At 67.5% G+C, this 19,775-nt stretch carries 15 protein-coding genes; 12 read left to right on the top strand and 3 right to left on the bottom strand.

Translation table 11 applies throughout. The features are described from left to right. The first annotated feature begins 28 nt into the window (after nt 1-28). The 3 genes from AC06E9_RS02675 to AC06E9_RS02665 are packed head-to-tail and all read left to right on the top strand — an operon-like array spanning nt 29 to nt 8,670. Entirely contained in the window at nt 29-6,862 is a 6,834-nt protein-coding gene (locus AC06E9_RS02675; protein WP_478055432.1) for an Hpt domain-containing protein, read from the top strand. After that, nucleotides 6,849-8,165 (top strand): chemotaxis protein CheB, encoded by a 1,317-nt coding sequence (locus AC06E9_RS02670; protein WP_428999408.1) that lies wholly within the window; start codon nt 6,849-6,851, stop codon nt 8,163-8,165. The genes AC06E9_RS02675 and AC06E9_RS02670 overlap by 14 nt, the downstream gene beginning before the upstream one ends. Before the next feature lie 31 nt (nt 8,166-8,196). Continuing rightward, entirely contained in the window at nt 8,197-8,670 is a 474-nt protein-coding gene (locus AC06E9_RS02665) for a chemotaxis protein CheW (RefSeq protein ID WP_121039036.1), read from the top strand. 79 nt (nt 8,671-8,749) lie between these two features. Here the strand turns inward: AC06E9_RS02665 and AC06E9_RS02660 are convergent, their stop codons facing one another. Further along, entirely contained in the window at nt 8,750-9,484 is a 735-nt protein-coding gene (locus AC06E9_RS02660; RefSeq protein WP_461770184.1) for a 16S rRNA (uracil(1498)-N(3))-methyltransferase, read from the bottom strand. Continuing rightward, nucleotides 9,475-10,866: an adenosylmethionine--8-amino-7-oxononanoate transaminase gene (gene bioA, locus AC06E9_RS02655; RefSeq protein ID WP_478055431.1), complete on the bottom strand. Its 1,392-nt coding sequence runs from the start codon at nt 10,864-10,866 to the stop codon at nt 9,475-9,477. The genes AC06E9_RS02660 and bioA overlap by 10 nt, the downstream gene beginning before the upstream one ends. Before the next feature lie 50 nt (nt 10,867-10,916). Here bioA and nudE point away from each other — a divergent pair, with 50 nt between their 5' ends. The 9 genes from nudE (at nt 10,917) to AC06E9_RS02610 (ending at nt 18,114) form a co-directional block, all read left to right on the top strand. After that, entirely contained in the window at nt 10,917-11,465 is a 549-nt protein-coding gene (gene nudE, locus AC06E9_RS02650; RefSeq protein ID WP_121039027.1) for an ADP compounds hydrolase NudE, read from the top strand. Continuing rightward, a complete protein-coding gene (cysQ, locus tag AC06E9_RS02645) occupies nt 11,462-12,265 on the top strand; it encodes a 3'(2'),5'-bisphosphate nucleotidase CysQ (RefSeq protein WP_478055430.1) in 804 nt (267 codons plus the stop codon). Before nudE ends, cysQ begins: the two co-directional genes overlap by 4 nt. A 16-nt stretch (nt 12,266-12,281) precedes the next feature. Next, a complete protein-coding gene (gene mazG, locus AC06E9_RS02640) occupies nt 12,282-13,094 on the top strand; it encodes a nucleoside triphosphate pyrophosphohydrolase (RefSeq protein WP_478055429.1) in 813 nt (270 codons plus the stop codon). Then, the gene (locus AC06E9_RS02635; protein WP_121039018.1) at nt 13,091-13,414 is read left to right on the top strand and encodes a YnfA family protein; all 324 of its coding nucleotides are present in this window, start codon (nt 13,091-13,093) and stop codon (nt 13,412-13,414) included. The genes mazG and AC06E9_RS02635 overlap by 4 nt, the downstream gene beginning before the upstream one ends. Nucleotides 13,415-13,510: 96 nt before the next feature. Next, complete coding sequence (locus AC06E9_RS02630) at nt 13,511-14,473, top strand: SPFH domain-containing protein (protein WP_478055428.1); 963 nt, start codon at nt 13,511-13,513, stop codon at nt 14,471-14,473. A 1-nt stretch (nt 14,474) separates the two neighbouring features. Continuing rightward, nucleotides 14,475-14,906 (top strand): NfeD family protein, encoded by a 432-nt coding sequence (locus AC06E9_RS02625; protein WP_478055427.1) that lies wholly within the window; start codon nt 14,475-14,477, stop codon nt 14,904-14,906. 86 nt (nt 14,907-14,992) lie between these two features. Continuing rightward, nucleotides 14,993-16,105: a glycine cleavage system aminomethyltransferase GcvT gene (gene gcvT / locus AC06E9_RS02620; RefSeq protein ID WP_121039012.1), complete on the top strand. Its 1,113-nt coding sequence runs from the start codon at nt 14,993-14,995 to the stop codon at nt 16,103-16,105. A 97-nt stretch (nt 16,106-16,202) separates the two neighbouring features. Continuing rightward, nucleotides 16,203-16,598, top strand: a complete 396-nt coding sequence (gene gcvH / locus AC06E9_RS02615) for a glycine cleavage system protein GcvH (RefSeq protein WP_121039009.1) — start codon at nt 16,203-16,205, stop codon at nt 16,596-16,598. A gap of 925 nt (nt 16,599-17,523) precedes the next feature. Beyond that, nucleotides 17,524-18,114 (top strand): hypothetical protein, encoded by a 591-nt coding sequence (locus AC06E9_RS02610; protein ID WP_478055426.1) that lies wholly within the window; start codon nt 17,524-17,526, stop codon nt 18,112-18,114. 135 nt (nt 18,115-18,249) lie between these two features. Here the strand turns inward: AC06E9_RS02610 and AC06E9_RS02605 are convergent, their stop codons facing one another. Then, nucleotides 18,250-19,644, bottom strand: a complete 1,395-nt coding sequence (locus AC06E9_RS02605; protein WP_152151943.1) for a serine hydrolase domain-containing protein — start codon at nt 19,642-19,644, stop codon at nt 18,250-18,252. Between the last annotated feature and the right edge of the window lie 131 nt (nt 19,645-19,775).

Below are 19,775 nucleotides of genomic sequence, written 5' to 3'. Positions count from 1 at the left end.
TGTGCGCAGAGCTGCCGGGAGACCTGGCATGAGCACGCTGCGCGATGCCATGAGCCACGCTGCGCTGGGCTGGGTCAAGCCGGAGCTGGACGAGACCCTGCGCCAGGTGCGCAACGAGGTCGAGTACTACGTGGAAGACCCCGCCGATGGCAGCCGGATGCGCTTCTGCGCCGGCTACCTGCACCAGGTGCAGGGCACCCTGCGGATGGTCGAGCTGTATGCCCCGGCGATGGTGGCCGAGGAGCTGGAGCAGCTGGCCAATGCGATCGGTGCCGGTGAGGTGCCCGACCGTGATGAAGCCTGCGCCACGCTGATGCGTGGCAGCGTACTGCTGCCCGATTACCTGGAGCGCCTGCAGAACGGTCACCGCGACATCCCGATCGTGCTGCTGCCGCTGCTCAATGACATCCGCTCGGCGCGCGCCGCGCCGGGCATCAATGAAAGCGTGCTGTTCGCCTTCGCGCCGGACAGCGCGAGCGCCACCGAAGCCGAGCTGGATCACGCGCGCGGCAGCCTGAGCGGGCGCAATCGCGAGCTGCTCGATACGGTCGGCAATGCGGTCAAGGAAGAACTGCTGCGCATCAAGGATGCGCTGGACCTGCACCTGCGTACCGGCGGCGAGCCGGTGCAGCTGCAGACCCAGGTCAACGAGCTGGGCGCGGTGGCCGACACGCTGGGCATGATGGGCCTGGGCGTGGCCCGCGGCGTGGTCGTACAGCAGCGCGACGCGCTGCGCGACGTGGTCGAGGGCGTGCAGCAGATCGATGAAACGCTGCTGCTGGATATCGCCGGCGCGCTGCTCTACGTGGATGCCTCGCTGGATGACCAGGTCGCCCATCTGGGCGCCGGCGGCAGTGGCGAAGACGATCCGAGCGCGGTGGAGAACCGGCGCACGGTGGAGGTGCTGGCGCATGAAGCCATCGCCAACTTCGCTGCGGCGCGCGAGCATTTCGTCGCCTTCATCGAAACCAACTGGAACCACCAGCAGCTGCAGGAAGTACCGCGCCTGCTCGGCGAGGTCGCCGGTGCACTGCGCATGCTGGATCTGACGGTGCCGGCCGATTACCTGCAGGGCGTGCGCCAGTACATCGCCGTTGAACTGCTCGGCAAGCAGCGCGTGCCCAGCGGGCGCCAGCTGGACACCCTGGCCGACGCCATGGCCAGCCTGGAGTATTACCTCGAGGCCCTGCGCGAACGTCGCCCGGGCCGCGATGAAATCCTGGACATCACCCGCAGCAGCCTGGAAACCCTGCGTTACTGGCCGCTGCCGGCTGCCAACCAGCCCACCCCCGATACCGGGCCGGCGTCGTTGCCGGTCGCGGCCGAACCCATCGAGCTCACGCCGTGGGACACGCCTGCACCGGAGCCGATCAAGCTCGGCGTCACTGCCGACATCCCGCGCCCGGCCAACCTGCCGCCGCCGCTGCCGGAGGTCACCTTCGATCCGCCGCCGGCGAACACCGCCCCGCTGCCCGCGGCACCGGTGGCGCTGGTGTTCGACGCCTCCACCGCCCCGGTCGCCGCCGATGCGCCGCAGTGGACGCTGGCCAGCCATGACGATGTGGACGAACTGCCTACGTTCGCCCATTTCGATCCGGTCATTGCCGAAGTGCCCGCCGGCGCCGGGTGGGACGTCGCGCCGCTGCCGTCCGTGCACGCCGATGCTGTGCACGACGCGGTGGATGTGCCGACGTCGGAGCGTGCGCCCGAGGTTTCGGACGTGTCGCTGGAGATGCCGGCCTTCGTGGCCACGGGCACCGGGTTTGATCCGGTGGCCGCCGAGCACGAGATGCTGGAGCTGAGCGACGAGCCGATCGAATTCACCTTCGATGAGGACCTGCGCAACGCCGACGACGTGCTGTCGCTTCAGATCGATGACAGCGGCACCTACACCGACACCGATAGCGATGGCATTGCCGCGGAGACGGCTGCTTCCAGCCCGTTCGCGCAGAGCGCGGTGGATGTGGAAGCCCTGCCGACGTTCCTGCAGGAGATTCCGGTAGCCTCGGTGGACGACAGTGTCGCCGAGCCGACCGATGCGTTCATCGATGGCACCGACACGGTGCTGCAGGCCGAGGCAGATGCCGCGCTGCCGCCGCCCGCAGTGCAGGATGCGGTCATCCGCCGTATCGAGCTGGACGACGAATCCACCCGCTTCCTGGCCGAACTGGACGCCGCCGCCGCGCAGTTCCGCCCGGAAGGCGCCGGCCCCGGTACCGTGCCGGCCACCTCTGCAGCGGCGAGCCCGGCAGTGGCCGTGCCCGCCGACGACACCAGCATCGAGGCCGGCTTCGAGGACGATGGCGAGAACATCGACCAGGACATCCGCGAGGTATTCATCGAAGAGTTCGACGAAGAACTGGTGAACCTGGGCAACCTGCTCCCGGCCTGGCGCATCGCGCCGGACAACCTGGACCGCCTGCGCCCGATCCGCCGCGTGTTCCATACGCTCAAAGGCAGTGGCCGGCTGGTCGGTGCGCGCACCCTGGGCGAGTTCAGCTGGAAGGTCGAGGGCATGCTCAACCGCGTGCTCGATGGCAGCCGCCCGGCCTCGCCGGCGGTGGTCGCCCTGGTCGGCCAGGCCTACGAGGTGCTGCCGCAGCTCAATGCCGCGCTGCGCGATGGCAGCCGTGTCACCGCCGATCTGCAGGCCATGCAGGCCATCGCCGATCGCGTGGCCGCCGGTGAGGAGACCTTCCATGTGCCCCTGCAGCGTGCCGCTGCAGCCGCCGTGGCGACGGCCGTGGACAGTGGGACGCCTGACGCTGCGCCGGTGATCGAGAGCACGCCGGCCAACATCGACAGCGTGCTGCGCGAGATCCTGGAAGCCGAGGTTGAGATCCATCAGGCGACGCTGCAGGCGTGGCTGGATGTCGCCGCCGATGCACCCCAGCCAGTGACCGACGGGCTGCTGCGCGCCGTGCACACCATGAACGGCGCCTTCGCCATGACCGACGTGCCGGAGATCACGGCGGTCACCGGTGCGGCGGAAAGCTATATCAAGCGCTCCCTGGCCGCCGATGCACTGCCCAGCGCGGCGGGCATCGACGCGCTCGCCGAGACCAGCGTCGCGATCACCACCACCATGGCGGCACTGCAGGACGAGGCGCCGCGGGTGCCCGTGCAGAACGCGTTGGCGGCCCGCCTGGTCGCCCTGGCCGATACGTTGCCCGAGGCGCGCTGGCCGGCACTGGTCGAGGACGATCTTGACCTGGTGGACGACGAAGCGTCCGTCGAGGCGACTGAAGCGGATGCGGAAGCGGAAGCGGAAGCGGTCACCGAAGCGACGGCCGCAGATGCCGTGGACGTGGCTGCCATCGACGTGGCTGCGGTCGAGGTCCTGGCAGCAGACGCGGATACCGTTGAAGCCGTTGAACCGGTTGAAGCTCTTGAACCCGTTGAGGCATACGAAGTCGTCGAAGCAGCAGATGCGGATGCCGAGGCAGGGCCGTTCGCCCCGGTCTCCGATGCGCAGGGTGATGCGTTCGCCGCGACCGGTGATGACGTGCAGGACGACGCCGCGCCGCTGCTCGCGACCGCCGACGACACCACGGCTACCGGCGAGCAGCAGGCCGAGATCGATGCCGATGGCCTGAGCGTGATCGAGCCCGGTCGCGCGGCCGCTGAGGCCGACGACGATGCCCTCATCGCCATGGAGCTGACCGGCACGGACGACCTGTCCGCCTACTTCGATGCCGCGCTGCCGGACACCGCGCGCGCAGCAGATGCGCCGCCTTCGCCGGATGTCGCAGCCGAGGACGCGGATCTGGCGTCTGTGCATGCGGGCCTGGAAGCGGTCGAGCTGACCTCGGCCGAGGATCTCTCGCGCTACTTCGATCATCTCGCCGAGCCGGTCACGCCGGAGCGTCCGGTCGACGTCGGCGATGAAACCGACGCCAACTCGGACACCGACACCGACACCGGCACCGGCACCGGCACCAGCACCAGCACCAGCACCAGGGCCGAGGCCGAGGCCGAGGCCGAAGGCGTGGCAGACACGGCGACCGACAGCCGGTCCGACTCGGCAGAGGCGACCACCGACGGTCCGGCCGCCGCTGATGTCGATGCCCATGCCCATGACGATGAGCAGGGCAGCGCCTACGCGGTCGCGGTCGATGACGCGGCCAACGACAGCTGGAGCGATACCGATCCGGACAGCGACGAAGACGCCCATGCGCTGGATGAGGTCCTGCCGCCGCCGCCGGCCTTCGGCGAGGTGGTGGACGCCCAGCAGGCGGTGGATGACGGTTTGACCGTCGTCGATGCGCTGGATGCCTCCGATACCGGCGTGCTCGGTCTGGACGCCACGGCTGAGAACGCCGGCGAAGCCGATGCGTTCGCCGAGGCGATCGAGACCACGGCGCCCGATGCCTCCGCCGACGCTGCCTCCCCGGCGCGCTTCTTCGAACTGGAGGACGCACCCGCTGCAACCTTCACGAACGCCCCGGAAGCCGACGACGCCCGCCCGGTGGAGTCCACCGACAGTGACGACCTCGCGCCGGGCGATGCGCTCGATTTCACCCAGCTCGACCAGGAGCTGGTCGATATCTTCGTGGAAGAGGGCAAGGACCTGCTCGACCACTGCGATGGCCTGATCAGCGAGCTGCGCGCCGCGCCCCAGGACCGCGACGTGATCGCCGGCCTGCAGCGCGACCTGCATACCCTCAAGGGTGGCGCGCGCATGGCCGGGATCAACCCGATCGGCGATCTTGGCCACGGCATTGAATCGCTGCTGGAGGCCGTCGCGGCCAACCGGACCGATATCGACCGCAGCGACGTGCACCTGCTGGAGCGCGGGTTCGATCGCCTGCACCAGTTGCTGACCCGTACCGGCCAGCACCGCACCGTGGCGATGCCGGATGACCTGATCGCCGCGTTCGAGCAGCGTACCCAGGGCCGCGCCGAGCCCGAGCCGCTCGAGACCGCCCATGACACGCTGCCGTCCGGCGATGCCAAGGTGGAGGCCGCCATCGCCGCGCTCGTGGCGGCGCCGCTGTCGGCACCGGTGCCGCTGGAAACCGTCAGCGAGGAGGATGGTCTGCCGCGGCCGCAGCAGGAACAGGTGCGCGTGCGCGCCGATCTGCTCGACCGGCTGGTCAACCACGCCGGCGAAGTGGCGATCTACCGTTCGCGTCTGGAACAGCAGCTCGGTGCCTTCCGCGGCGCCATGGGCGAACTGGACCGCACCAATGCCCGTCTGCGCGATCAGCTGCGGCGCCTTGATCTGGAAACCGAAGCACAGATCGTGGCGCGCTATCAGCGTGAGCAGGACCAGGCCGATCACACGTTCGACCCGCTGGAACTGGACCGCTTCTCCACGCTGCAGCAGCTCAGCCGCGCGCTGAATGAATCGGCGGCCGATCTGGGCGGTCTGCAAGGCGTGCTCGATGATCTCTCGCGCCAGTACGACGTGCTGCTGCAACAGCAGTCGCGCGTCAGTTCGGAGCTGCAGGACGGCCTGATGCGCGCGCGCATGGTGCCGTTCGATGGTCTCGTGCCGCGCCTGCGCCGGGTCGTGCGCCAGGCGGGCCAGGACACCGGCAAGCAGGTTCACGTCACCCTCGAAGGGACCCACGGCGAACTGGATCGCAACGTGCTCGACCGCATGGTCGCGCCGCTGGAACACATGCTGCGCAACTCGGTGGCGCATGGCCTGGAAACCCCGGAACAGCGCCGTGCCGCGGGCAAGCCGGACGAGGGCGAAATCGCCATCCGCCTGCGCCGCGAAGGCTCGGAAATCGTGCTGGAAGTGGCCGACGATGGCGCCGGGCTGGACCGTGAGGCGATCCGTCGCCGCGCCGAACAGCGGGGCCTGATCGCCGCCGATGCCGTGCTCGGCGATGCCGAACTGGATGCGATGATCTTCTCGCCCGGCTTCAGCACCGCCGACCAGGTCAGCCAGCTGGCCGGCCGTGGCGTGGGCATGGACGTGGTGCACAACGAAGTGCGCCAGCTGGGTGGTTCGGTGGACATCCACTCGGTCAGCGGCCAGGGCGTTGCCTTCACCCTGCGCCTGCCGCAGACGCTGGCGGTCACCCAGGCGGTGTTCGTGCAGATCGGCGAGACCACCTTTGCAGTGCCGGTGGCCTCGGTCAGTGGTATCGGCCGGATCTCGCGCGAGCGCTTTGAAACCGCCAACGGCGGGTACCACTACGGTGGCGAAGAATTCGCCCTGCACGATCTGGGTACGCTGATCGGCCAGGCCCAGGCCCGCGCCGAAGGCCAGGCCCAGGTACCGCTGCTGCTGGTCCGCGCCGGCGACCTGCGCGTGGCCGTGGCGATCGACCAGGTGCTGGGCAACCGCGAAATCGTGGTCAAGCCGGTCGGCCTGCAGATCGCCTCGGTGCCGGGCATCTACGGTGCGACGATCACCGGCGATGGCCGCGTGGTGGTGATCCTGGACGTGGCGCCGCTGGTGCGCCGCTACCTGGCCAACCCGCACAAGCCGATCACCGCTGCAGCCAAGGTCAGTGATCGCGATGTGCCGCTGGTGATGGTGGTCGACGATTCGCTGACCATGCGCAAGGTCACCGGCCGCATCTTGGAACGCCACAACTTCGAGGTCACGGTCGCCCGTGACGGTATCGAAGCACTGGAGCGCCTGGATGAGCGGGTGCCCGACCTGATGCTGCTGGATATCGAAATGCCGCGCATGGACGGTTACGAGCTGGCCAGCGTCATGCGCGCCGACCCGCGCTACCAGGGTGTGCCGATCGTGATGATCACGTCGCGCAGCGGCGACAAGCACCGTCAACGTGCCTTTGAACTCGGTGTCCAGCGCTACCTGGGCAAGCCGTACCAGGAACTGGATCTGATGCGCAACGTGTATGACCTGCTGGGGATCGCCCGTGCACGCGAGTGATGCCCATCCCCTGTTGTCGGTGGCCCTGCTGGCCCGTTCCGGGCCGGCACGCGACCGCCTGCGCGAAGCACTCGGCCATGCCGGCGCCCGCCTCGTGCTGGAGGACGACCCCAACACGCTCGACCTGCAGGCGCTGCGTGATGCCGATCCCGGTGCGGTCCTGATCGCGCTGGAACCGGCGATCGAAGACGCCCTGGAGCGGTTGGATCCGGTGTTGGGTTCGCCGTCACTGACCGTGATCTTCGACGAAGCCGAGCTGGCTGCACGCCGCGATGGCTGGGAAGCGCAGCGCTGGGCACGGCATCTGGTGGCCAAGCTGCACGGCCATCAGGACGTGCTGCCGCCGGGTTCGGAACAGGACCAGCAACTGCAGCCCGAACCGGGCCTGCCGGTCACCCCGGCGCAGCTGCATGCCGACGCACCGCTGGAGTTCCATCTGCGCGAAGCCGAGGATGCGGCCGCCGAGGTGCCGGCCGATGGCCTGTACCAGGCGCCGGCGGAGTTGCATGAGCCGGTGTCGCTGGAAGAGGCACTGGCCGCGCTGCAGCCGCTGGAACCCGATCCGGTCGCCCCGGCGATTCCGCCCATTCCGGCCTCGGCACCGCCCGCCGCGGCCGTATCCATCGGCGATCACAGCCGTTGGTCGCTGGTGGAGGATGACGGTGTTGTCGCTGCGCCCCCGTCGATCAACGACACGGCGCCCGCACCCGAGCGCTTCGGCATTGAACGTCTGTCGCTGGTCGAGCTCGAACCCGAGGCCGGTTCCGCCGGTGGCTGCGCGGGCGCGGTGCTGGTCCTGGCCGGCATCGGCGGGCCGGATGCGCTGCGCCGCCTGCTGGCCGCGCTGCCCGAATCGCTGAGCACCGCCGTCCTGGTGCATATGCGCCTGGACGGCGGCCGCTACGGCAATCTGGTCAAGCAGATGGCACGGGTGTCCGCACTGCCGGTGCTGCTGGCCGAGGACGCCCAGCCGGTTGAAGCCGGCCAGGCCTACATCCTGCCGGACGACATCGGCATCGCCATGCGCCAGGGCGGTCTGCAGTTCATCGCCGATACCGCCGGCATCCAGATCGAGGCATTGCCGGCCGCGCACAGCGGCGTGGTCCTGCTCAGCGGTGCGGATGCCGCCCAGGTGGACGCCGTGCTCGCCCTGGCCGCCGCCGGTGCCTGGGTGGCCGGTCAGATCGGCGAAGGCTGCTATGACCCGACCGCGGCCAGTGCCGTCGTTGCGGCCGGGCAGGACGCCGGGGAACCGCCGCAGCTGGCCGCCACCATCGCCGAACGCTGGGGCGTGGACGCCTGAGTGGCGCCGACGCACCTTTGAAGGAAAACCCATGAGCTACGCCAGCAACGACGAAATCCGCGGTGTCCTGATCCAGGCCGGGCACGAACGCGTGCTGCTGCCCAACGCCACCGTGGCCGAAATGATGTCCAAGGTGCCGGTCGAAACCGTTCCCGATGCGCCGGCCTGGCTGGTCGGGCAGATCGCCTGGCACGGCTGGGACGTGCCGCTGCTGTCCTTCGCCCGGCTGTCCGGGCAGGGTGACGAGCCGGTCGTGGCCAACAACAAGGTCGTGGTGCTCAAGGCGCTGGGCGGCAATCCGCGCCGTCCCTACTTCGCCCTGCTGACCCAGACCTTCCCGCAGCTGATCGCGGTGCCGCGCGACGGTCTGCTGGCCGATGCCTCCGAGGAAACCCTGCCGCAGGGCGTGCACATGCGCGTGCTGCTGGGCGAGCAGAGCGCGCTGCTGCCGGACCTGGACGCGCTGGAAGCGGCACTGGACGAATCATTCCCCGTCGCGGGGTAAATCAATAACGGGGACGGGGGTAGTTAATCGTGCCGATTAACTACCCCCGTCCCCGTTATTTTTCAGTCCCCGTTATTTTTCAGCCCAGATCGCCCAGCCGCGCCTGCACGGCGGCGATGGCGGCCAAGCCCGCGGTCTCGGTGCGCAGCACCCGCGGGCCCAGCTGCAAGCCTTGGAAGCCTGCTGCCGTCAGCGCCTGGCGGTCGCGCGGCGACCAGCCGCCTTCCGGGCCGATCGCGATCACCACGCCGCCCGGAGCGGCCGAGAGCGTCGACAAGCGATGCTCGCCCTGTGGATCCAGAGTCAACTTCAGTGCCCCGGCTGGAACCGCGTTGGCGGCGTCCTGCAGTGATCGCGGCGCGGCCACGCTCGGCACGCGGGCGCGGCCGGATTGGCCACAGGCCGAGACCACTACGCTGTGCCAGTGCGCCAGCCGCTTCCCGGCACGCGCCGCATCCAGCTTTACTTCGGTGCGTTCGGCGTTGACCGGCATGAAGGCCTGTACACCGAGTTCGGTGGCCTTCTGCAGAATCAGGTCCATCTTTTCCCCGCGGGCGATGCCCTGCAGCAGGGTGATGTGCAAGGGCGACTCGTTGTCCAGCGCGATGGCACTCTCGATACGCACCTGCGCATCGCGCTTGCCCACTGCCACCAGCGTGGCGCTGTAATCCTGGCCATCGCCATTGAACAGCACGCAGCCGTCGCCTTCGCGCAGGCGCATCACGCGGACCAGATGGTTGGCGGCGTCCTCGGGCAGTGACAGCACCTGGCCGACCGCCAGCGGATGGTCGATATGGCTGCGGGTCACGCGCATGCGACGGCCTCGTCGATGGCGGCGAGGGTGGTCAGGGCAAGCAGATCCAAGTGTTCATCCTCTACACAGTACGGCGGCATCCAATACAGCACATTGCCCAATGGGCGCAGCACCACCCCGCGTTTGAGCGCGGCTTTATAAGCGTGCAACCCGATCCGGGCTTCGGCCGGGAACGGTGTGCGCTTGTCGCCGTTGCGGGTCAGTTCGAAGGCCACCACCATCCCCGCCTGCCGCACATCGGCGACATGCGCGTGGTCGGCGAATGGCGCGGCGAGCGTGCGCATCACTTCGGCGGTGCTGCGGTTGCGTGCGATAACGTCTTCGCCGGCGAAGATGTCCAGGGTCGCCAGCGCGGCGGCGCAGGCCAGCGGATTGCCGGTGTAGCTGTGCGAATGCAGGAAGGCGCGCTCGCGTGAATCATCCAGGAAGGCGTCGTACAGCGCCTGCGTCGCCAGCACCGCCGACAGCGGCAGGAAACCACCGGTCAGGCCCTTGGACAAACACAGCAGGTCCGGCATTACCCCGGCCTGCTCGCAGGCGAACATCGTGCCGGTGCGGCCGAAGCCGGTGGCGATCTCATCGGCGATCAGGAAGGCACCATTGGCATCGCACAGCGCGCGCGCACGCTGCAGATAGACCGGGTCGTACATGCGCATGCCGCCCGCACACTGCAGGCGCGGTTCCAGGATCACCGCGCAGATCTCGCCCGGGTGCTGGTCGAACAGCGTGGCCAGCGCATCGGCCGCCTGGTGCGCGCGCTGGGCGGCACTCTGGCCCGGCTCGGCCAGGTAGGCATCGGGCGAGGGCGCGAACAGCGCCTCGGTCAGCAGCGGGGCATATACACGCCGATACAGCGGAATATCGCCGACCGACAGCGCCCCCAGCGTTTCGCCGTGATAACCGTTCTCCAGCGCGACGAACCGGGTACGGTGATTCTCGCCGCGATTGCGGAAGTAGTGGAAGGCCATCTTCAGCGCCACCTCGACCCCGGCCGAGCCGTTGTCGGCGTAGAACACCTTGGCCAGCGGGTCGCGTCCGGTCTGGCGTGGCGCAATCGCCAGCAGGCGCTCGGCCAGCTGTACCGCCGGCGCGTGACTGAAGCCGGCCAGCATCACCTGTTCCAGCTGGGTGGCCTGCTGGGCGATGGCCGCGCCGATGCGCGGTTGCGCATGGCCGAACAGATTGGTCCACCAACTGCTCACCGCATCCAGGTAGCGGTAGCCGTCATGGTCGATCAACCAGGGGCCTTCGCCGCGGGCGATCGGCAGCAGGGGCAGGGTGTCGGGATGCTCGCGCATCTGCGTGCACGGGTGCCACAGCACGGCCAGATCGCGTTGCCGCCACTGATCGGCCAGCGTGAGGGGGGCTGGGTCTGCTAGCATTTCGGGCTCATGAACACGTTTTCACCAGTACCCATTCTAGAGATGCTCGCATGAGCCGTCGCCTGCCCATCATCCACCAGATCACGGACGAGGAAAGCGGGCCGTTCCAGCGCCAGCATCTGGATCTGGAGTTTTCCAATGGCGAACGCCGCCGCTTCGAGCGGCTGGTAACCCGCGGCCACGGTGCGGTGGTGGTGGTGCCGATGCTCGATGACGAGACCGTGCTGCTGGTGCGTGAATACGCCGCCGGCATGCACCGTTATGAGTTGGGGCTGGTGAAAGGCCGCATCGATGCCGGGGAAACCCCCGAACAGGCCGCCGACCGCGAGTTGAAGGAAGAGGCCGGTTACGGTGCCCGCCGGGTCGACGTGCTGCGCGCGATGACCCTGGCCCCCACCTATATGAGTCATCAGTCCTGGCTGGTGGTGGCGCGTGATCTGTACCCCGAGCGCCTGGTCGGTGATGAGCCGGAGGAACTGGAGGTCGTGCCGTGGAAGCTGGCCGATCTGGACCAGTTGATGCTGCGCGAGGACTTCTCCGAAGGCCGCTCGCTGGCGGCACTGTTCATCGCCCGCGAGTGGCTGGGACGGAAGGAATGATCAAACTCACGACGGATCTGCGCGAAACCGTCATCGCCATCGCCCAGGACGCGGCCGCCGCCATCATGGCGGTGTATGCCACGCCGTTCGATGTTGAGATCAAATCCGACCACAGCCCGGTCACGGCGGCCGATCTCGGCGCCAACCAGGTGATCGAGCGCGGGCTGGCGCAGCTGACCCCGGAGCTGCCGATCCTCTCCGAGGAATCGGCGCAGGTGCCATGGGAGATCCGCCAGCACTGGGGTGCTTACTGGCTGGTCGACCCGCTGGATGGCACCCGCGAATTCGTCAAACGCAACGACGAGTTCAGCGTCAACATCGCGCTGATCTACCAGGGCGCGCCGGCGTTCGGCGTGGTGCTCGCCCCGGCCACCGGCCAGATCTGGCATGCGATGCGCGGCGAACTCGCCTACCGCCGCGACGGCATGCGCGATTCGGTGCTGCGGACCCGCACGCCCGCCTCGGCGCCGCTGCGGGTGGCCGCCAGCCGCTCGCATCGCAGCGAGCAGACGCAGGCCATGCTGGACCGCATGGGCGATATCGAGGTGCTCGCCCAGGGCTCCTCGCTGAAGTTCTGCCGCCTAGCCGAAGGCACGTTGGACGTCTACCCGCGGCTGGGCCCGACCTCGGAATGGGACACCGCCGCCGGGCAGTGCGTACTGCACGCCGCCGGGGGCGCGGTGCTCTCGGCCGAGACCGGCAAGCCGTTCCGCTACAACCGCCGCGAGAGCCTGTTGAACGGCGACTTCATCGCGCTGGGCGATACCCGCCTGCCGTGGCGCGCGTGGCTGCCCGCCTGACCTGACTGGAGCAACGATGCCTGCCACCCCCGAACTGGACCGCCTGCTGGGCATCATGGCGCGCCTGCGCGACCCGCTGCAGGGCTGCCCCTGGGACCTGCAGCAGGACTTCGCCAGCATCGCGCCGTACACCATCGAGGAAGCCTACGAGGTCGCCGATGCGATCGACCGCGGCGATCTGGATGACCTCAAGGATGAGCTCGGCGATCTGCTGCTGCAGGTGGTCTTCCACGCGCAGATGGCGCAGGAGCAGGGGGCGTTCGGGTTTGCCGATGTGGCCCGCGCGATCAGCGACAAGATGGAGCGCCGCCATCCGCACGTGTTCGCCCAGGTCCAGGTGGACGGGGCCGAGGACGTCAACAGCAACTGGGAGGCGATCAAGCGCGCAGAGCGTGCCGCCAAGGGCCACACCGATACCTCGGCGCTGGCCGGGATCTCGCGTGGCCTGCCGGAGTGGCAGCGGGCGGTGAAGCTGCAGGCACGCGCGGCGCGGGTAGGGTTCGACTGGCCGGGCCCTGCACCGGTGATGGACAAGGTGCGCGAGGAACTGGACGAAGTCGCCGCGGAATTCGCGCGCGGCCCGGTCGAGGAGAATCACGCACGCCTGCAGGAAGAGCTGGGCGATCTGCTGTTCGTCTGCGCCAATCTGGCCCGCCACGCCAAGGTGGATGTGGGCGCCGCGCTGCGCCTGGCCAACCACAAATTCGAACGGCGTTTCCGCGCGATGGAAGCGCAGGCCGAGGCGGCCGGACAGTCCATGGGCGCGCTCGATCTGGAGGCGCAGGAAGCGCTCTGGCAGCGGGCCAAGGCCGGCGAACCCGCACCGTGAAAACGCTGCTGCTGTTCGCGCTGACCGCCGTGGCCGAGATCGTCGGGTGCTACCTGCCCTGGCTGTGGCTGCGCAGGGACGGCAGCGCCTGGTTGCTGTTGCCGGCGGCCGCCAGCCTGGCCTTGTTCGCCTGGCTGCTGACCCTGCACCCGGCGGCCAGCGGCCGCGTCTATGCCGCCTATGGCGGGGTCTATATCGGCACTGCACTGATGTGGCTGTGGCTGGTGGATGGCATCCGTCCCAGCCGCTGGGACCTGCTCGGCGTCGGCCTGTGCCTGGCCGGGATGATGGTGATCATGTTCGCCCCGCGCACCGCCTGATCCTGCCTGACGGGCACCCAGGACACTCCCCGACGCCGGCGTGAAGACGGCGTGGCTATACTCGGGCCTACGATTCCGGGGAAAGGGAGTGACCTGATGTTTCCGACCATGCTGTTCTCGCTGGTGCTGGCCTTCGTGGCCGTTGTCATCCTCTTCAAGGCGGTGCGGATGGTGCCGCAGGGTTACGAATGGACCGTGGAGCGCTTCGGCCGCTACACCCACACCATGTCGCCCGGCCTGCACTTCCTGATCCCGATCGTGTACGGGGTCGGCCGCAAGGTGAACATGATGGAGCAGGTGCTGGACGTGCCGAGCCAGGAAGTGATCACCAAGGACAACGCCGCCGTGCGCGTGGATGGCGTGGTGTTCTTCCAGGTGCTCGATGCGGCCAAGGCGGCCTACGAGGTCGCCAACCTGGAGGTGGCGATGATCGCGCTGGTGCAGACCAACATCCGCACCGTGATCGGCTCGATGGATCTGGATGAATCGCTCAGCCAGCGTGAGGTGATCAATGCCCAGCTGCTGAGCGTGGTCGACCATGCCACCAACCCGTGGGGCGTGAAGGTGAACCGCATCGAGATCCGCGACATCCAGCCACCGCGCGATCTGCTCGATGCGATGGCGCGGCAGATGAAGGCCGAGCGCGAAAAGCGCGCGCAGATCCTGGAGGCCGAAGGCTCGCGTCAGTCCGAGATCCTGCGCGCCGAAGGCGAGAAGCAGGCCACCGTGCTGGAGGCCGAGGGCCGCAAGGAGGCCGCCTTCCGCGATGCCGAAGCGCGCGAGCGCCTGGCCGAGGCGGAGGCCAAGGCGACCACGATGGTCTCCGAGGCGATCGCCCAGGGCGACGTGCAGGCGATCAACTACTTCATCGCGCAGAAGTATGTGGAAGCATTCAAGGAACTGGCGACCTCGCCGAACCAGAAGCTGGTGCTGATGCCGATGGAGGCCAGCGGCGTGATCGGCTCGATCGCCGGCGTGGCCGAACTGACGCGCGAGGCGTTCGCCAAGCAGGAAGAGAAGAAAGCCACGCGCGGCGTCCCGCCGCGGATCGGGGGCTGACATGCGCTGGGAAGTGGTGGCCTGGGGCGCGCTGGCACTGGTGCTGTTCGCCGCCGAGGCGCTCGCGCCCGGCGCTTTCATGTTGTGGATCGGGATTGGCGCCGCGGCGGTGTTCGTGCTGGTCGCGGTGTTCGCCGACATTCCGCTGCTGTGGCAGGTGGTTGCCTTCGTGGTGCTCAGCGTGGTCTCCATCCAGTGCTACCGGCGCTGGGGGCGATCGCACGATCGCCAGAGTGATCAGCCGCTGTTGAACCGGCGCGCCGAGCAGTTGATCGGGCGGGTGGTCCTGCTCGACCAGGGCATCGTGGCCGGCAGGGGCCGGGCCAAGATCGACGATGCGTTCTGGGTGGTCGCCGGGCCGGATCTGCCGGCCGGCAGCCCGGTGCGCGTGGTGGCGGTGGAAGGGATGACGCTGAAGGTGCAGCAGGCCTGATCCGCGGTTTTCCCGCACCGCCGCAGGCGTTGTGAAGACGGTTCTGGGATAATGATGGCTTGCCTTCATTTCCCCCGGAACCGGTCATGACCCAGAAGACGCTTCTCAACGATACCCACCGCGCACTCGGCGCCAAGATGGTCGACTTCGGTGGCTGGGACATGCCCATTCATTACGGTTCGCAGCTGGACGAGCACCACCTGGTGCGCAGCGATGCCGGCATGTTCGACGTCAGCCACATGACCGTGGTGGATCTGCGCGGGGAGCAGGTCAAGCCGTTTCTGCGCACGCTGCTGGCCAACTCGGTGGACAAGCTCAAGGCCACCGGCAAGGCCCTCTACTCGTGCATGCTCAATGCCCGCGGCGGCGTGATCGACGACCTGATCGTCTATTACATGGCTGACGATTTCTTCCGCATGGTGGTCAATGCCTCCACCCGCGAAAAGGACCTGGCCTGGATCCGCGAGCAGGCGGCCGCCTTCAACGTGGAGGTCCTCGAGCGCGAAGAGCTGGCCATCATCGCCGTGCAGGGTCCCACCGCACGCGAGCGCGTGATCGGCCTGCTGGGCGAGAGCGACCGCGCCGCGCTGGAAAAGCTGGGCCGCTTCGCCGCCCTGGAGACCGCCACCGCCGACGGCACCGCGCTGTTCGTGGCGCGTACCGGCTACACCGGTGAAGACGGTTTCGAGATCCTGCTGCCGCAGACCGCCGTGGTCGCCTTCTGGAATGCGCTGAGCGCTGCGGGTGTGCGCCCGGCCGGCCTGGGTGCGCGCGATACGCTGCGCCTGGAAGCCGGCATGAATCTCTACGGCCAGGACATGGACGAGGAGATCACGCCTTATGAAGCCGGCCTGGCGTGGACCGTGGCACTGGACGAAGGCCGCGACTTCATCGGGCGCGATGTGCTCGAGGCGCAGAAGGCGGCCGGCAACGCCCGCCAGCTGATCGGCCTGGTCATGGATGAGAAGGGCGTGCTGCGTCACGGCCAGGTCGTGCTCACCGCCAGCGGCGAGGGCGAGATCCTGTCCGGCACCTTCTCGCCGACCCTGGGCAAGGGCATCGCGTTCGCCCGCGTGCCGGGCGGCGAACTGGGGGACGTTCGCGTGGATATCCGCGGCAAGCAGATTCCGGTGCGCGTGGTGAAGTTCCCGTTCGTGCGCGAAGGCCAGGCCCAGCCTGGCGTGTTGATCGACGGCTGATGCCGTGATGTATCCGGTGCGGACGCGTTCGTGTCCGCGCCGGTTGGTTACACTACCCCCGTTTCTTGACCCCCCTGATATTCCTCGGAGCAGTCCCATGAGCGAGATCCCCGGCGACCTCAAATTCCTCAAGTCCCACGAGTGGGCACGCGTTGAAGGCAGCGGCCGCGTCACCGTCGGTATTTCCGACCACGCCCAGGGCCTGCTTGGCGACCTGGTCTATGTTGAACTGCCGGAGGTTGGCCAGGAGGTCAAGGCCGGCGAACAGGCGGCCGTGGTCGAGTCGGTCAAGGCCGCTTCGGACGTGTACAGCCCGATCACCGGCACGGTGGTCGAGGTCAATGCGGCCCTGAGCGACAAGCCGGAAACCATCAACGAAGACGCCTACGGCGACGGCTGGATCTATGTCGTCGAAGTGGCTGGCCTGGACGAAGTCAACGACCTGTTGGGTCCGGACGACTACGCCGAGCTGCTGGAAAACGAAGATCACTGATCGTCGTTTCCGCTGAAGAACGGCCGCCCGGTGCGGCCGTTTTTTTTTGCCCGCGCGTCGAGAACGCGCCGATCGCGTTAGTAGTGCGTGAGGATTGCAGTGCACGGGCGATGGGCGGTGGTCGCGACGGCCGGCTCATGACGATCGGTTCGGTGCCGATGCGCGCCGGTGATCTGGTCTTCGCCGACGCGCCGATGGCATGCCGAACAGGCTTCCCGGTGGACCTGCGACGATGCTCAACGGCGAATGCCAGGTACGAACGCGTCGGTGCCGAGCGGTCAAAAGTTTGCGCAGTTACGCGAATCGGGTCGAAAAAAACGCGGGCAGATGTGAAAAGTTTTGCGGTCTGTTTAAGGTGCGCACGGGGAGTCCCGTGGCGGGGGTGATCGCATGCGATGCGCGCGTGGCGTTGCAGGGTGGTACACGGCGATGTTGCGATGTCGCTACACGAAAGTGCTTCTTTTAAGTGTTTTTCTTTTCTGCGTTGTCAGCGTTTGATTGCGTGGGGTGTTCGCGGTGGCGTTGGCATGGCGCTCTCGTCGGCTCGATGACGGGTTCGGAGAGGGGGGCGCCGCAGGGCGCCGGTGTGAAAATTTTTCGCCGGGGTTGTTGACAGTGAAAAAAAGCGTGATTAGGTTTCGCCTCAGCAGACCTTGCCTGCGAACAGAGTGAGCAGAATCGACATCAAGTCGCGAAGCACAACCTGGACATCCACCTCGCGTCCGATGACGGTGGAGATGGCTTCGCTTCCTTCAGCGAACCGCAAGACCCTTCCTGATCCGATATCTGCCTGGCCGCATGTGGCAGGTGTCTCCGTATCCGTCACGACGCGCATGACGCGACGGCGGTCCCCGCGACGCAGCAACGGCGGGTTTGCTTTACCTGGGCGTTTCCACTCCATAGATCACTGACGAGGAGCCATCCCATGGCAACCAAGAAAGCTGCGAAGAAAAAGCCGGCCGCCAAAAAGGCAGCCAAGAAGGTCGCTAAAAAGGCGACTGCCAAGAAGGCCGTGAAGAAGGTAGCCAAGAAGGCGGCTGCCAAGAAGACGGTGAAGAAGGCGGCCAAGAAGGCGACCGCTCGCAAGGCAGCAGTGAAAAAGACGGCAAAGAAGGCAGTGAAGAAGACTGCAAAGAAGGCCGCCACCAAGAAGACCGCGAAGAAGGCAGTGAAGAAGACGGCGAAGAAGGCCGTCAAGAAGACTGCAAAGAAGGCAGCCGCCAAGAAGACCGCGAAAAAGGCGGTAAAGAAGACGGCCAAGAAGGCGACCCGCAAGGTAGCCAAGAAGGCCGCTCCGAAGAAGGCTGCCAAGAAGACCGCCAAAAAGACCGCCAAAAAGGCCACCAGCAAGGTAGCCAAGAAGGCCACCGCCAAGAAGGCGACTGCCCGCAAGGCTCCGGCCAAGAAGGCATCCGCGAAGAAGGCAGTGAAGAAGGTCGCAAAGCGCAAGCCGGCCGTTCGCAAGAAGAAGGCCGCGCCGGTCGCACTGCCGGCAACCCCGGCACCGCTGATCTGAGTTTTTCCCGATAGCCGTACCTGAGACTCCTTCCCTGGCAGCCCAGCGGGGAAGGAGTTTTTTTATGTGCGATACCAAAAACCACAAAAAAGGCGGCCATCCGGCCGCCTTTTGCGATGCCACGTGCGGGCGGGATCAGCGCGGTGATGCGACCGCGCGGTTCGACGAGACGCCCTTGCGCTTGCCTTGCGGGGCGGCGTCCTCGGCCATCAGGTTGTCGCTGCCGAAGTCGGTGTCCACGTCCAGCCAGCGCTGGGTCGGCAGGCCCATCGCCTGGTCCAGTACGGTGGGCAGCAGGCCGCTGGGCAGGCTGCTTTCGCCGTTCCACATGATGGCAATGCCGAGGTCGCGCTCGGGCACCAGGGCGACCAGGCCGCGATAGCCCTGGACGGCACCGGCGTGGAAGATCACTTCATGGCCGGCGTAATCGAAGGTGCGCCAGCCAAGCGCGTAGCCGGCTGAGTTCAGGCGCTCGCGGCGCCAGCCGGACCGCATTTCACCGGGGGTGCTGATCAGACTCGCATGCAGCGTGGCCAGCAACGGGGCGGGCAGGACGTCGGGGCGATGGCCGGTGTGTGCCAGCAGCCATTGCGCCATGTCGCTGGCACTGGCGTTGACGCCGGCGGCCGGGGCGAGGCGGTAGTAGGTGGGCTTGGGCGTGAGCGCAACCCAGCCATTGCGGCTGCGCACATGCGGGCGTGCCCAGCGCGAGCTGGCCTGGATGCCGGCCAGGCCGAGGCTGGCGTCATCCATGCCCAGCGGCTTGAACAGACGGCGCTCGACGGACTGTTCGTAGAAGCTGCCGGAGGCGGCGTAGACCACATCACCAATCAGGCTGAAGGCCACGTTCTGGTAGGCGTAGCAGTCGCCGGGCAGGCACTTGAGCGAGGTGGCCGCCAGTTTGTGGGTGAGCGTGTAGTACTCGGCGTTGGCTTCGACGTCGCGGTCATAGGCGTTGTAGGGCAGGCCGACGCGGTGGCTGAGCAGATCGGCCACGGTCAGGCGCTCGGTCGCTTCGGGCGTGCTCAACTGGAAGCCGGGCACGTAGTCGGTGACCTTGCTGTCCCAGCGCAGCGTGCCGTCGTTGACCAGCAGGCCGGCCATGGTGCCGGCGAAAGCCTTGGACAACGAGGCCAGCCGGAACACGGTGTGCGCGTCGACCTGCTGCGGGTTGTTGACGTCGGTGACGCCGTAGCCGCGCGCGCTGAGCACGCGGCCCCCCTGGACGATCGCAACGGCCATGCCGGGTACGCGCTCACCGTAGGTGAGCTGCTGCGCCATCGATTCGATCGAGGCCACGTTGAAGCCCTGCGCGGGCGGCTGCACTTTCAGGCCGGCCGGCGTGGTGCGGTAGGCGGCAGGTTGGGTATGCGGGGCGGCGCTCGGCGCCGATTCCTCGATGTTGACCGGGAACCCGGCTGGCGCAGCGGCGGGTGTCTGTGCAGTGGAAGACATGGCGATGGGCATCAACATGCCCAACAACCCGGTTGCCGCCGAACGGATCGGTCGGCGCCTGTTGTTCTGGTTCATCGTATGGGTGCCCGTGCGCGACTGCTGTGACCGATTCTAGCGCCGCTTTTCGTGATTGCACAAACGAATCGAAGATGAATGCGTATCGCATTGAAAATACGCGGGTTTTGCCAATCTCCAAAGGATCCGTC

Source organism: Stenotrophomonas sp. Steno-Z10-BAI (genome assembly GCF_056393115.1).
The sequence above is the reverse complement of the archived record's forward strand: the minus strand, read 5'-3'. Positions and strand labels throughout refer to the sequence as shown.

Excerpts from the sequence above, each read along its gene's own strand:
- AC06E9_RS02675 (WP_478055432.1), top strand. The coding sequence starts at position 29 with ATGAGCACGCTGCGCGATGCCATGAGCCACGCTGCGCTGGGCTGGGTC.
- AC06E9_RS02665 (WP_121039036.1), top strand. The coding sequence starts at position 8,197 with ATGAGCTACGCCAGCAACGACGAAATCCGCGGTGTCCTGATCCAGGCC.
- AC06E9_RS02660 (WP_461770184.1), bottom strand. The coding sequence starts at position 9,484 with ATGCGCGTGACCCGCAGCCATATCGACCATCCGCTGGCGGTCGGCCAG.
- bioA (WP_478055431.1), bottom strand. The coding sequence starts at position 10,866 with ATGCTAGCAGACCCAGCCCCCCTCACGCTGGCCGATCAGTGGCGGCAA.
- nudE (WP_121039027.1), top strand. The coding sequence starts at position 10,917 with ATGAGCCGTCGCCTGCCCATCATCCACCAGATCACGGACGAGGAAAGC.
- cysQ (WP_478055430.1), top strand. The coding sequence starts at position 11,462 with ATGATCAAACTCACGACGGATCTGCGCGAAACCGTCATCGCCATCGCC.
- mazG (WP_478055429.1), top strand. The coding sequence starts at position 12,282 with ATGCCTGCCACCCCCGAACTGGACCGCCTGCTGGGCATCATGGCGCGC.
- AC06E9_RS02630 (WP_478055428.1), top strand. The coding sequence starts at position 13,511 with ATGTTTCCGACCATGCTGTTCTCGCTGGTGCTGGCCTTCGTGGCCGTT.
- AC06E9_RS02625 (WP_478055427.1), top strand. The coding sequence starts at position 14,475 with ATGCGCTGGGAAGTGGTGGCCTGGGGCGCGCTGGCACTGGTGCTGTTC.
- gcvT (WP_121039012.1), top strand. The coding sequence starts at position 14,993 with ATGACCCAGAAGACGCTTCTCAACGATACCCACCGCGCACTCGGCGCC.
- gcvH (WP_121039009.1), top strand. The coding sequence starts at position 16,203 with ATGAGCGAGATCCCCGGCGACCTCAAATTCCTCAAGTCCCACGAGTGG.
- AC06E9_RS02610 (WP_478055426.1), top strand. The coding sequence starts at position 17,524 with ATGGCAACCAAGAAAGCTGCGAAGAAAAAGCCGGCCGCCAAAAAGGCA.
- AC06E9_RS02605 (WP_152151943.1), bottom strand. The coding sequence starts at position 19,644 with ATGAACCAGAACAACAGGCGCCGACCGATCCGTTCGGCGGCAACCGGG.